General features: G+C 52.3%; 11 protein-coding genes. 7 read left to right on the top strand and 4 right to left on the bottom strand.

Annotated elements, in window-relative coordinates:
• Positions 1-49: 49 nt before the first annotated feature.
• Positions 50-2,326 carry a helix-turn-helix domain-containing protein gene (locus tag MKO97_RS02960; RefSeq protein WP_241104582.1) on the top strand — a complete coding sequence of 759 codons (2,277 nt, stop codon included), beginning with the start codon at positions 50-52 and terminating at the stop codon, positions 2,324-2,326.
• Here MKO97_RS02960 and MKO97_RS02955 read toward each other — a convergent pair.
• Both MKO97_RS02955 and MKO97_RS02950 read right to left on the bottom strand, forming a co-directional pair.
• Entirely contained in the window at positions 2,323-2,712 is a 390-nt protein-coding gene (locus MKO97_RS02955; protein WP_241104581.1) for a DoxX family protein, read from the bottom strand. The two genes, MKO97_RS02960 and MKO97_RS02955, sit on opposite strands and share 4 nt — an antisense overlap.
• Before the next feature lie 5 nt (positions 2,713-2,717).
• Positions 2,718-3,863, bottom strand: coding sequence for an ATP-binding protein (locus MKO97_RS02950; RefSeq protein WP_241104580.1), 1,146 nt, complete (start codon positions 3,861-3,863; stop codon positions 2,718-2,720).
• Positions 3,864-3,983: 120 nt separating this feature from the next.
• Here MKO97_RS02950 and MKO97_RS02945 point away from each other — a divergent pair, with 120 nt between their 5' ends.
• From MKO97_RS02945 to MKO97_RS02920, 6 genes are all read left to right on the top strand, one after another.
• The gene (locus tag MKO97_RS02945; RefSeq protein WP_241104579.1) at positions 3,984-5,069 is read left to right on the top strand and encodes a sensor histidine kinase; all 1,086 of its coding nucleotides are present in this window, start codon (positions 3,984-3,986) and stop codon (positions 5,067-5,069) included.
• Entirely contained in the window at positions 5,066-5,761 is a 696-nt protein-coding gene (locus tag MKO97_RS02940; RefSeq protein WP_241104578.1) for a LytTR family DNA-binding domain-containing protein, read from the top strand. The genes MKO97_RS02945 and MKO97_RS02940 overlap by 4 nt, the downstream gene beginning before the upstream one ends.
• 345 nt (positions 5,762-6,106) lie before the next feature.
• Positions 6,107-7,294 (top strand): phosphoglycerate kinase, encoded by a 1,188-nt coding sequence (gene pgk / locus MKO97_RS02935; protein ID WP_241104577.1) that lies wholly within the window; start codon positions 6,107-6,109, stop codon positions 7,292-7,294.
• 102 nt (positions 7,295-7,396) lie between these two features.
• Entirely contained in the window at positions 7,397-9,370 is a 1,974-nt protein-coding gene (locus MKO97_RS02930) for a LysM peptidoglycan-binding domain-containing protein (protein ID WP_241104576.1), read from the top strand.
• A gap of 14 nt (positions 9,371-9,384) precedes the next feature.
• Complete coding sequence (locus MKO97_RS02925; protein ID WP_241104575.1) at positions 9,385-10,374, top strand: DUF4837 family protein; 990 nt, start codon at positions 9,385-9,387, stop codon at positions 10,372-10,374.
• Positions 10,371-10,811, top strand: coding sequence for a GNAT family N-acetyltransferase (locus tag MKO97_RS02920; protein WP_241104574.1), 441 nt, complete (start codon positions 10,371-10,373; stop codon positions 10,809-10,811). The genes MKO97_RS02925 and MKO97_RS02920 overlap by 4 nt, the downstream gene beginning before the upstream one ends.
• On the opposite strand, the gene MKO97_RS02915 is transcribed toward MKO97_RS02920, so the two are convergent.
• Both MKO97_RS02915 and MKO97_RS02910 read right to left on the bottom strand, forming a co-directional pair.
• The gene (locus tag MKO97_RS02915; RefSeq protein WP_241104573.1) at positions 10,808-11,620 is read right to left on the bottom strand and encodes an OmpA family protein; all 813 of its coding nucleotides are present in this window, start codon (positions 11,618-11,620) and stop codon (positions 10,808-10,810) included. The genes MKO97_RS02920 and MKO97_RS02915 overlap by 4 nt on opposite strands.
• A complete protein-coding gene (locus MKO97_RS02910; RefSeq protein ID WP_241104572.1) occupies positions 11,620-13,263 on the bottom strand; it encodes a S41 family peptidase in 1,644 nt (547 codons plus the stop codon). The genes MKO97_RS02915 and MKO97_RS02910 overlap by 1 nt, the downstream gene beginning before the upstream one ends.
• Positions 13,264-13,287: the final 24 nt, after the last annotated feature.

Genomic DNA, 13,287 nt, shown 5'->3' with positions numbered 1-13,287 from the left:
TACGGGAAAACCGTAAAATCAATCGCCTGTCAATCCCTACTTTTGTGCCATGCAGCAGTTTTCAGACGCCGCCCGGCACGTGCTTCGTTTTGTCAATCAAACGCACCGCTCGCTTTTCCTGACGGGTAAGGCAGGCACCGGCAAGACGACACTTCTTCGCGAAATCATCCGCACGACGCACAAGAACACGGTGGTCGTCGCACCCACCGGCATTGCAGCGCTCAACGCGGGCGGCGTAACCATCCATTCAATGTTTGGCCTCCCGATTTCGGCCTTCATTCCCGATCATAGTGCGCCACACGTCTCCGATCGCTTTCGCGCCGAAACCCGACAATCGCTCAAACGACACCTGAGAATGAGCGCCCCTAAACGGGCGGTGCTGTCGGCGCTTGAACTGTTGGTAATCGATGAGGTAAGTATGTTGCGTGCCGACCTGCTCGATGCGGTCGATTTCGCGCTGCAATACACCCGAAAGAACAACCGCCCGTTCGGAGGGGTGCAGGTGCTGTATATCGGTGATTTACAACAGCTTCCACCCGTTGTAAAAGAAGAGGAATGGGCACTCCTGGGTCGCTATTACAAAGGCCGGTATTTTTTCCACGCCAAGGTCATTGAACGCCAACCACCGGTCTACATCGAACTCACCGAAATTTACCGCCAGTCCGATGCCGTTTTTATCGATATCCTCAATGACCTGCGCCACAATAAAGTAACCGCTTCGGGCATGCAACGGCTCAACAGCCACGTACGGCCGGGCTTCGAAGTGGCCCAAAACCCCGGTTACATCGTGCTGACGACGCATAATGCAAAAGCCGACACGCTGAATGCCAAGACATTGGAAGCCATTCCAGAACCAACTCAAACCTATCGGGCAGAGGTCACGGGCGACTTTCCGGATAAAATCTACCCCCTTGACGAAACACTGGTGCTCAAGCCGGGCGCCCAGGTGATGTTCGTGAAGAACGATACGTCGCCGGAACGTCTGTATTTCAATGGCAAAATGGGCGTTGTCCGCTCGCTTTCAGAGGCCGAGATATTTGTGTATTTCGCAGATGAAAACACCACCATCCAGGTCGAGCGGTACGAGTGGCAGAACATTCGCTATTCGGTAGACGAAAACACCAAGGAGATTGTGGAGGACGTCATCGGAACCTTCGTCCAATATCCGCTCAAACTGGCGTGGGCGATTACCGTACACAAGAGCCAGGGACTCACCTTTGACCGTGCCGCGCTGGATGTTTCGGATGTATTTATGCCCGGACAGGCCTACGTGGCACTGTCACGGTTGCGATCGCTTGACGGACTCGTTTTGCTTTCTCCCATGCGAATGAACGGCATGCGAACCGATGACGATGTGGTCGATTTCGCGTCGCAGCGGGCCGACCAGGCCACCCTTGAAGCGACCTTTGAAGTGGAAAGTCGGCTGTTTATCAGGGATTTCCTTCTCGATACCTTCCAGTGGGATGCACTGATTGCCGCCTGGCGGGAACATGTCGAATCCTACCGGCATGAAGGGAAAGGGGAGAAGGCGAAACAGGCTTCCTGGGCACAGCAACAGCTAAACACCCTAGCCGGATGCGGTGAACCTTCCCGTAAATTCCAGTCGCAACTTGCCCATCTTTTCAGTGTCGCAGAGCCTGATATAGACTTTGTTTCCCAACGACTTGACGCGGCCATCGCGTACTTCCAACCGATGTTAGAACAGGTGTTGGAAGCGGTCATATGGAAAATGGAGGAAGTGGCCCGATGGAAGAAAGGCCGGCAATTCTACCAGGAACTCGAGGAGTTGGAAAACGAACTTACCATCCGGATACTACGCCTGTTCCGGGCACGTGACATGGTAGCGGTCATACGCGATCGTCGACCGTTGGAGAAAACCACGCTTACCGAAAATCATTCCGGTTACCGCGACGCCATTCGAAAGCGCGTGCGGGACGCCTATCGCGAAGCAAACGGAGGAAACGGATCAGACGACCGTCCATCTGCACGGAAAGGCAAGAAAGAGCCTGCGGAAAAGAAAAAATCAACGGTAATACAGACCTACGAATTGTGGTGCGAGAAACGGTCGGTTCGCGAAATAGCTGAGCTGCGAAGCCTCACTACGCAAACCATCAACGGACACATCGCGAAACTGGTAGAGGCGCGTGCCATCGCCCTGCACGAGGTGTTGCCAGAAGAGCGGATAGCGGAATTGGCACAGATATTCGAAGGGTACGAAGATCCGTCACTCGGGCCGTTAAAGGAACGTCACGGCGAACGTTTCACGTGGGACGAACTAAAACTCTATAAAGCCGGCCTCATAGCAGCCTCGCAGGTTGTCGATTAGCTACCTAGAAAAAATACGCACAACACCGCCGGAACGAAATAAATCACAATGGTGCGCGCACCGTCGTAGTCTTTTGCCATTCGCTGCCCGATCAGGAGGACTAGAAACGTGAGGCATGACAGGATCGCTCCATATTGCCCAAACGTACGGCTTTTGTTGATCATCAACTCCAGGAAGCCGGCGATGGAGAATATACCCGACACCAGTTCCAACACGAGAATGAGCCCCAGTGAGAAAGGAACCATATTCTTGATGGGCGTCTGCGCGAAATGCCCTTTCAGCCATTCCAGATTGCCTTTCCAATACATGATTTTGTCATAGGCCGATTGGATGAACACCGCGGCCAATAGCAGTAATACCAGTTTCGAGGCGGGATTTTCAAGCATATCGTTTATTTTTTATGGATAAGACGTGTGAGTTTGATCGATAGATCAGTGAGGATGATTTTAGCGTTTCCGTTGCGTTCGATGTGGTAGAGCGCATCCGACAATTCATTGAAAATGTCCTGTATGTTATTGCCGTGCACGAACGGCGCAAATTTCTCAAACTTGAAGGAATCGACTTGCGGCTCCATGAATACCAACGGCTCTGCCCGATAATTGAGCAATAAAGCCTGACGGAACATATCGGTGCAGAACAAGAGGAACTTCTTCTGCGTTTCCCGTCCTAGTCCCGCAATTTCCTCGCTCCACCGGATCAGGTCCTGTATGGCGGCGGCATTTCCCTTGGCCCGAAAAGCCGATCGGACCCAGTCGACAAACCATTTTTCAAACCGCGCCTCTTCGCCGTCTTCCCCACACAGTTCCAGGGCCTTGTTGAAATTTCCCTGTGCCCGGTGGGCGACCGTACGCGCTTTCGATGCCTCGATACCTCTGGCCTGCAGGGCCGATGCGATTACCGCTTCCGGAAGCGCGCCGAAGGTGAGTACCTGACAGCGCGAACGGATGGTCTGCATCACATCTTCTTCGTTTTCGGCAATCAGAATCAGCAGGGTGCGATCCTGGGGTTCTTCGAGCAATTTCAGGAGTTTATTGGCCGTCGCGATGTTCATTTTGTCGGCCATCCAGATAATCATGGCTTTGTAACCGCCTTCATACGATTTCAGCGACAGTATGCGCATGATTTCCTGGGCATCGTCTACCCGAATTTCGCCTTGTTTGTTGCCCGAACCCAGGAGGCGGTACCAATCGAGTAAGCCACCGTAAGGGGTATCCGAAAGGAACTGACGCCAGTCGGAAAGGAAATCGACACTTTTCGGTTTCGACTTCACATCTTCTGTCGTTACAGTCGGATACACAAAGTGCAGGTCCGGGTGCGAAAGCCCGTCAAATTTTAAGTTGCAGGCCGCATTTCCACCTTCGTTTTCGCCCCCCACATTACGGCACAGCACATATTGTGCATACGCGATCGCCATGGGAAGCGTACCACTCCCTTCCGGGCCGCAAAAAAGTTGCGCATGCGCGATACGACCCGCATCGGCGCTGGTGGTCAGATGGCTTTTTATGTGGTCCTGGCCAAGGACATCCCGAAAGTGCATGAGCAAATATAGCCAAAGTTTCCGACGCCATAGGAAGCATCCGAACGGCAACGCCCCCAAAAACGGCCCGTTCACCGCTATTTTTTCGAAACCCGTAACAATCCAACTATTTTTGTGGCAATGTCTCAAAAAAGTCTGTCGCCCACCACCATCCTGTTGCATGTTTGCATCTGTCTGGCATTCATGTGCCTGCCGTATGTATTCAGTTCGGATGGCGGCCTGCTGCATTGGCCTAACTTACTTCACAGCGGCCACGACCGCACCTATTTCGTGATCTATGCCATGCTGCTGGCCTTTTTTTACGGGAACTACTTTTATCTGTTGCCCCGACTCTATTTTAAGGGCAGGTACGTCGCGTATTTTGCAATCGTCGTATTGGTCATGTTCTTTATCCTATGGCTCTCCCATTTTCTTGACCGTCCGTTTGAGGATATCATTGGCACTCATGTACGACCGCAGCACCCAATACCGTTTCCAGATGAAAAATGGGGCTCTTTGGCTCCGCATCACGGGCACCATTCGACGGGATTCCGCGGTAAGCCCACGCAAAATGAGCATACCCTACTAGTGTTTATCGTCGGATTGATCGGCTGTCTGTGTATCGCCGTCAACGCACGTTTCCTTAAAACCCGCGACGAGAAGATGCAGGCCGAGCTCTCCTGGCTGAAAGCGCAGATCAACCCCCATTTCCTTTTCAACACCCTCAACAGTATTTACTCGCTGGCGCTGGCAAAAGACGAGAAAACAGCCGATTCCATCATTCAATTGTCGGAGCTCATGCGCTACATCATGCACAACGCCAACCAGGATGAAATCCGGTTAGAGAAGGAAATCAATTACATCAACAACTACATCGCACTACAGCGGTCGCGGCTGGGCAATACCGTGGCAATACGCTATGAGGTCGAGGGAAGCAGCATCGGCAAGACCATTGCGCCGCTCATCCTGATCTCGTTCATCGAAAATGCGTTCAAGCATGGTGTCAATCCCGAGGAAAATTCCGAAATTGACATTACTATCACGCTCACCGATACCGATCTTACCCTTCGCTGTTTCAACAAGAAAGTACATTCGGTGCAATCTGACAGCGGCATCGGCATGCAAAACACACTCGAACGGCTGAAATTGCTCTATGCCGAGCGGCATCAGGTGACGGTGACAGAAGACGACGAAAGTTACACCATCCAGTTGACCTTGCAGATATGATGATCAAAGCCATAGCCCTTGACGACGAACCGCCTGCGCTGGCAGTGCTCGAGAACTTCTGCGGGAAAACGCCCTTCATCGACCTGCAGAAGACGTTTACCAAATCGGATGAAGCGCTGAAATACCTGCGCAAATATCCGGTTGACCTATTGTTCCTCGACATCAACATGCCGTCCATTACCGGCATCGACTTCCACAAGAAGCTTCCCCACAAGATCATGGTGGTGTTCACGACGGCCTATTCGGAATATGCTGTGGAAGGCTTTAACCTGCGGGCGACCGACTACCTGTTGAAACCCTTTTCCTTCGATCGTTTCTCGGCCTCGATGGAGCGCGTGCGCGAACAGCACGAACTTGAAAACCAGAATGCCGCGGCGAATTACCTGTTTATCCGGGCGGATTACAGCCTGCAAAAAATCCCAATTGCGGATATTTTGTTTGTGGAAGGACTCGACGATTACCTGAAAATTCACATCGCCGGACAACGGACGGTTGTCGCACGGATGACCATGAAGGCGATTTTGGAAAAACTGCCGGCGACCGGCTTCTTCCGCGTACACCGGTCGTTCATTATACCGCTGGCCAAAATCGCCCGTATCCGGAACAAAACCGTATTCATAGGGGAAGCGGAAATCCCGATCAGCGCCAGCTATGAAAAAGACTTCCTGGCGGCGATACGGGCACTCGAATAGCAAAAGCCTCCGTTTACCGCGCGTTTTTTCCCGTTTACCTCAAAAAATTCCACACGTCCGCAAACCGCTGTTTCTTTGTAGCATCGGATGGATGTCCTGTGGCACTCAGGCTCCGTCGGGCGGTTCAGGCATGCCGGAGTGAGTTGCGGTATGCCGGAGCGTCCAGCCCCTACACAACAGATCGGCGTAACGCCACTAACGATAGTAGTAGATTGATTTAGATTATTTTTCGGAGAAGGCCGCGACCACCATTGCGGCCTTTTTCTGTTGGTGTAGGGCCGGTTTTCCCTTCCGCAAAAAAGCCTATATTTGTGAATTCTAAAAAAAAACCAGCAAAAACGCGACATGAAGACGATCCAGGATTTTGATTTCAAGGGAAAGAAGGCGCTGATCCGCGTCGATTTTAATGTACCACTCGATGAGCAGTTCAACGTCACCGATGCCACCCGGATCGAGGCCGCGAAACCCACCATCGACAAGATACTGGCCGACGGCGGAAGCGTAATCCTGATGTCACACCTCGGTCGTCCGAAAGGGAAAGAAGACAAGTATTCGCTTCGTCACATCGTGAAAAAAACAGAGGAAGTGCTGGGTCGCGAGGTACGTTTTGTAGACGATTCCCGTGGACCGGTGGCCCAATCGGCTGCGGCGGCGCTTCAGCCGGGCGAAGTGCTGTTGCTGGAGAACCTCCGTTTTTATAAAGAGGAAGAAGCAGGAGACGAAGGATTTGCGAAGGAGTTGGCCTCTTACGGGGATGTGTATGTGAATGATGCCTTCGGAACGGCCCACCGCGCCCATGCTTCGACTACCATCATCGCGAAGTTTTTTCCGGATGCGAAAATGTTCGGCACGCTTCTTGCGAAAGAGATCGAGGCCTTGGAAAAAGTGCTGAAGAATTCCGAAAAACCGGTTACAGCCGTGTTGGGCGGATCCAAAGTGTCTTCCAAGATCACGGTCATTGAGAACATACTGGATAAAATCGACCACATGATCATCGGCGGCGGTATGACCTACACCTTCATCAAGGCGCAGGGTGGCCGTATCGGCGATTCGATCTGTGAAGACGACAAGCAGGAACTGGCCCTTGAGATTCTCGCGAAAGCGAAGGAACGCGGGGTGCAGGTGCACTTGCCGGTCGATGTCGTGGCGGCAGATGCCTTCGACAACAACGCCCAAACGCAGGTCGTAGCTGTAAATGCCATTCCAGACGGTTGGCAGGGGCTCGACGCAGGTCCGGAATCACTGAAGCGTTTCCGCGAGGTAATTCTTGCCTCGAAAACCATTCTATGGAACGGCCCGTTGGGGGTTTTCGAAATGGAAAACTTCTCACATGGCACCATTTCGCTAGGGAATGATATTGCCGAAGCAACCCGTTCCGGTGCTTTCTCCCTGGTAGGAGGAGGCGACTCGGTTTCGGCGGTGAAGCAGTTCGGACTCGAGCCCAAAATGAGCTATGTCTCTACCGGAGGCGGTGCGATGTTGGAGATGCTGGAAGGAAGAACCCTTCCGGGAATCGCGGCCATCCAGGAGTAAAGATTGCATATTTAACAATAAACGTCAGGTTTTGCAGTTATTTACTGTTATGTTTGCAAAAGACGTAACTCTTTGCTTCACAATAACATGTAACATTTAGTTATGAGTAGAATAAAAAGTTCTTTCTTAGCGCTGTTCTCCCTTTCCCTCGGGGCCTTTGCCCAGGGAGGCGAGTCAACCCCTGAAGTACAACCCCAACAGCCTAAGATTTCCTATCTCGATTCGATTAAAGCCACCTTTGTCGAGCATAAGATTGCTACCTGTGTCGACAGCCTCTGGATGAACGAGTTGGCGAACAGTGATCTTTATACCGAGCTGTCAAACGATATCCGCAACATCAACCTCGACGAGAAAGTCGATTACGAACTCTCGACCGAATTGCTGAAGAAGCGCCTGAAGGAAATGGACGCGAAGTCGCCTTTCAACATCGAATACAACCCGGCGCTCGAAAACCTGATCAAATCCTTCCTGAAAAACCGCAAAAAAGCCTACGAACGCCTGATGGCGCTGTCGGAGTACTATTTCCCGGTGTTTGAGGAATCGCTTGCGAAATACAACGTGCCGCTCGAAATCAAATACCTCGCGATCGTCGAGTCGGCCCTCAACCCGAAGGCCGTGTCGCGCGTGGGTGCCACCGGACTCTGGCAGTTCATGTACCAGACCGGCAAAGAATACAACCTCGATATCGACAGTTATGTAGACGAGCGCAGTGACCCGCTGAAAGCCAGTGATGCCGCCGCCCGCTACATGAGCAATATGTATAAAATCTTCGGCGATTGGGATCTCGTATTGGCCTCGTATAATTCAGGTCCGGGGAATGTGGCCAAGGCCATCCGTCGCTCCGGTGGCCAGGAGAATTTCTGGAATATCCGTCGCAACCTTCCGAAGGAGACACAGGGGTATGTTCCGGCATTCCTGGCGACGATGTATATCTACACCTACCACAAAGAACATGGGATCGTGCCGAACCGCGCGATCATCAAGCACTTTGCAACCGATACGGTCGCGGTACGCCGCCAGATTACCTTCAAGCAGTTGTCGGATTTGCTCGATGTGCCCGTTTCGCAGTTGCAGTTGCTGAACCCGTCTTACAAACTCAACACCATTCCGGCGTATACCGACCAAATGCACTACCTGCGTTTGCCGGTCGACAAAATCGGCGTCTTCACCTCCAACGAAGACAAGATTTATGCTTACGTAGAGCACGAAGCAGCGCGTCGGGAGCGACCTTTCTACCAATACACACAACAGCGTGACAGCGCCCGTCTGGCGTCCCGCGACACCGCCTCTGTGAAGACGGAAGTAGCCGATCTGCAGTACCATAAGGTGCGGCGCGGCGAAACGCTCGGCAAGATATCACAGCGCTATGGTGTGTCGATTGCCCAACTGAAAAAATGGAATCGCCTGCGAAGCAACTCAGCGCCACTGGGCCGGACACTCCGGATTTATACCGAGGCGAAAGAGGATAACACGGCGGTAGCGACGACGACGCCACAACCGGAGAAAACCGATAAAACAGTTGCCACATCCGAACCTAAAACGACAGACACAACCAAACCAGATGTGTATGTCGTGCAGAAAGGTGACAATCTCTCTTCGATTGCGCGTAAGTTCGGCATTACCGTCGCCGAACTGAAAGCGTGGAACAACATCGAAGATAACAACGTGATGCTCGATGCCCGCCTGAAAGTGAAAGGCGAGGCCATTGTGGCCGATAACACCAAGCAAGAGCCTGCGGTCCCGTCGACTTCCTACATCGTGCAAAAAGGCGATAACCTGAGCCTAATTGCCCGTAAGTATGGGGTAACGGTTGCTGAGATCCAGGAATGGAATGCGATTGAAGGTAACAGCATCACCGTCGGATCGAAATTGCTCATCCTGAAGGAAAACCCGAAACACGATGTGGCCGCTGCACAGAAGGATGCGGCACGTCAGAAACATTACCTGGTGAAGAAAGGCGACTCGCTTTTCACCATCGCCAAAAAGTCGGGCGTGACGGTATCGGATATCAAACGCTGGAACGGCATCAAGGGCGACGAACTTCAACCCGGAATGAAACTTAAAATCAGCGGTTAACAACCGCTTTTTTTATGGATACACGCCAACACCCTTTCTGGTTCCTATTCGCGCTTCTGGCGGCTTTTTTGACGGCCTGTAGCACGAAAGAGACGCAGGACGACGGACACACCTCCGGGAATATCAATTCACTCGTTGTCGTCATGAGCGATCCGCTCTGGAATGGCGAAGTAGGCGACAGCCTGCGAAAGAAGCTGGCGGCGCCGGTTGACGGACTGCCCCAGGAAGAACCGCTTTTCAATATCAACCAATACGCCCCCCGTTTCCTGGATGATTTCCGGAACGCGCCCCGCAACCTGGTCATCGTAAAAGAACAGAAAGAAGCCGATTTCCGGATCGAACACGACGAGTATGCCTCGCCCCAGATCACCGTACATCTTTCGGGTACGCCGGAAGACATCATCGGCACGCTGGAACTGAATGCCGACAGCATCATCCGTGTGTTCAAAGCGGGCGAGATCAACGCCAGTATCCGCAACATGGAGCCCCATCGGCTCGATGACACCCATATCCGGAAGAAATTCGGGGTGACCCTGGCTGTTCCGGGCGACTATAAATATGCCATGAAACGGCGCAATTTCGTGTGGCTGAAACGCGATGTGATGAGCGGCAGTTCGAGTTTACTCATCTACAAAGTGCCGCTACGCAGCATCCAGAAAGGATCGGATATTGCCCGCAACATCATCCGCGCCCGCGACTCGGTGGGTCGTTTGTACATACACGGTCGGGCCCGCCATTCGCGTATGATCACCGAAGAATCGTATGCACCGTATTTCCTTTCGACCACCCTTTGCGGCCGTCGCGCTTACGAAACAAAAGGCACATGGGAGCTGCGGAACGACTTCATGAACGGGCCTTTCATCAACTACGCGATTATCGATCGCAAGCGCCGCCGTTGCCTTATAGTAGAAGGCTTCTGCTATGCGCCCTCGGCCCAAAAACGCGATATGGTTCACGAACTGGAAGCGAGCATACGGTCGCTTCGCATCATCGAAAAAGAATGACAATACGGGTTTCCACCTTTGAGGAATTAGGGCTTTTGGAATTGTACCGGGTGCTGCAATTACGCTCGGAAGTGTTCGTCGTTGAACAGACCTGCGCCTACCAGGATATCGACGGGAAAGACCCGAAGGCGCTGCATGTCTTGGGAGAATATGAAGGCGAAATCGTAGCGTATACACGACTTTTCCGCCCTGGTGATTACTTCGACGAGGCATCAATCGGACGGGTGGTCATCGACCCCAGGTTTCGCAGCCGGAAATGGGGCTATCCGTTGATGGAAGCGTCGTTGCAGGCGATAGCAGATCGGTTTGGAGAGACGCATGTCACAATTTCTGCCCAATTGTATCTCAAGCGGTTCTATGAAAATACCGGCTTTACGGCTGTAGGTGAGGTGTATCCGGAAGATGACATCCCCCACATCCGGATGGTGCGGCGTTAGGCTTTGGTGATGACAAATTCGACGCGTCGGTCATACTCCTGTCCTTTGCCCAAAGGGACGGTGTTGCCGTACCCCTTAAAGGTCATCCGTTTTTTGTCGATTTTACGGAAAATCAGGTATTTGTAGACGCTTTGCGCGCGGTTATTGGAAAGCTGTCGCTTCTTGGTGTCGCGATCAATCGCTTCCCGTTGGTAGGGAGGAACACAACACACGTGGCCCTGTATCTCGAATTCGATATTCTTATGCCGATGCAGGAACAAGGCGATTTTGTCAAGCGCCGCCTTTGACTTCGCGGTAAGTTTACTGCTGCCGCGCTCAAACAACAGGTTCTCGAGGTAAATATGGTCGCCGACAATGTGTTTTTTCTGTAACTCGGTGTAGAAGCCCGGCAATTCGATGGGCGGCAGCGGTTTCATGTTGAGCACCACGTCAACCCGGCGGTTTTTGGAGCGGACTTCCGGCAGGTTGTCCACGATATCGTCGTCGATGAGTACCTTTCCTTTACCTTCAATCGTTACGATGATCTTGTTTTTGACGCCGCTTTCGATGAGTTTGTCACGGATGGCGTTCGCGCGGTTATTGGAGAGCTTCTTGTTATAGTCGTCTTTCCCAACATCATCGGTATACCCAAAAATCTGGATGGATTCGATGCGCGTGCTGTCGGTTTGCGCGATAAACGCCACCACCTGCTTCGCCTGCTCCTCCCGAAGGGCATATTTGTTGGTTTCGAAATAAACAGAATGGACGATCTCTTCCTGTGCGTGAAGAAATCCGGCGGTGAGCAAGGCCAACCAGGTGAATAGACGCATTAGTTTTTCAGGATTTTGTTGTACTCGGCCGAATTGGCAAGCAATTCCGTAGCCTTTTTGATTTCCGGATTGGCGGTTGTGTAGTACTTATACAACCCTTCCTTGTATTGGTAGCGTTTGATCAACTCGTCGAGGATCAGGCCGCGGATTTCCTTCTGGAACTTGCTCAACTGGTCGTCCTGCCCTTTTTCAAGCGCCGCAATCAGTTGGTTGTAGGAAGCCGAAATGGCATCGTCGAGTTTTTCTTTCTTAGCCGTTTCCAGGGCCTGGCGCAACTGCACTTCCGTCTGCGTTTGGTATTGCAGTTTCTTCGCTTTTACGAACTGGCGGAAATCGGCATAATCGGCATCCGACAAAACCGGAATCGCTTCTCCCGGGTTCGGTTTGGCGTAGTAGTATTTTGTGGCGTAATCAAAGATGCCGTCGTTTTTCTGGAGGGCTTCCACAACAGCGCTTTGTTGGCCGTTTGCCACTTCAACATCCGGCTGGATACCTCCGCCGTCGTAGACCGTGCGTCCTTTGCGTGTTTTAAAGGCATTGTATTTGGTCGCATCCGTACGAACGGCTTTCCCATCGGCGTCGCGGTGGCGGTAATCCAACGCCTGGATGCAGCGTCCGGAAGGCGTGTAATAGCGCGAGATCGTCACTTTTACCTGTGCGCCATACACCAGGTCCATTGGGCGTTGCACGAGTCCTTTTCCGAAGCTTCGCGTTCCGATGATGACGGCGCGGTCAAGGTCTTGTAAAGCTCCTGATACGATTTCAGAAGCCGAGGCGCTTTTTCCGTCGACCAACACGGCCAGCGGAATTTCCGTATCGATGGGCTCTTTGGTGGTGCGGTAGGTATTATTGTGTTTTTCCACCTTCGATTTGGTGGTCACGATCACCTCGTTTTTCGGGACGAACAAGCCGCAGATGGCCACCGCTTCCTGCAACAAGCCTCCGGGATTGCCCCGCAGGTCGAGTACGATGCGTTCGGCTCCCTGGCTTTTGAGGCTTTCGAGGGCTTCCCGTACTTCCGATGACGCCGTGCGGGTGAACTGTGATAACGCGATATAACCCGTTTTGTCATCGATTTTGGCGAAATACGGAACGGCCTTTGTGCTTTCTTCCCCCAACACCAACTGCGTCGTGGCGGTTTTGCCCTGGCGGATATAGGTAATGTTGAATTTGGTGTTCTTGCCGCCCCGGAACAACTGCGCGCCGTCGTCTTTGAAATCGACCACGTCAATGTCGTTCACCTTTACGATCTCATCACCCGCTTTAAGCCCGGCTTTATCGGCGGCGTTTCCTTTATACGGTTCCCGCACGATGAGGTGGCCGTCTTTCCGGGTCATAAGCGCCCCGATGCCGGTATATTCCCCGGTATTGTTGATTTTATACTTCAGGACATCCTGCTCGTTGTAGTAATTCGTATACGGATCCAGGTCCTCAAGCATGCTTTTCGCCGCCTTGTCCATCAGTTCGCCCGGATTGGTCTCGTCTACATAATTCATGTTGACGGCTTTATAGACTTCCGTAAAAATCTCAAGCTGTTTGGCAATTTCGAAAAAGTCATCCTTGAAAGAACTCCCCACCACAAAAATGCCGGCAGCGGCTAACGGGAGGATATATCTTCGCCTGAAAAAACGGGAACGCGTCATAGTCATTTCGTTGTGGAAAAAAAC

This window comes from Flavobacterium sp. HJ-32-4, assembly GCF_022532105.1.
Classification (GTDB): domain Bacteria; phylum Bacteroidota; class Bacteroidia; order Flavobacteriales; family Flavobacteriaceae; genus Flavobacterium.
This window is presented reverse-complemented; position numbering and strand designations above follow the sequence as displayed.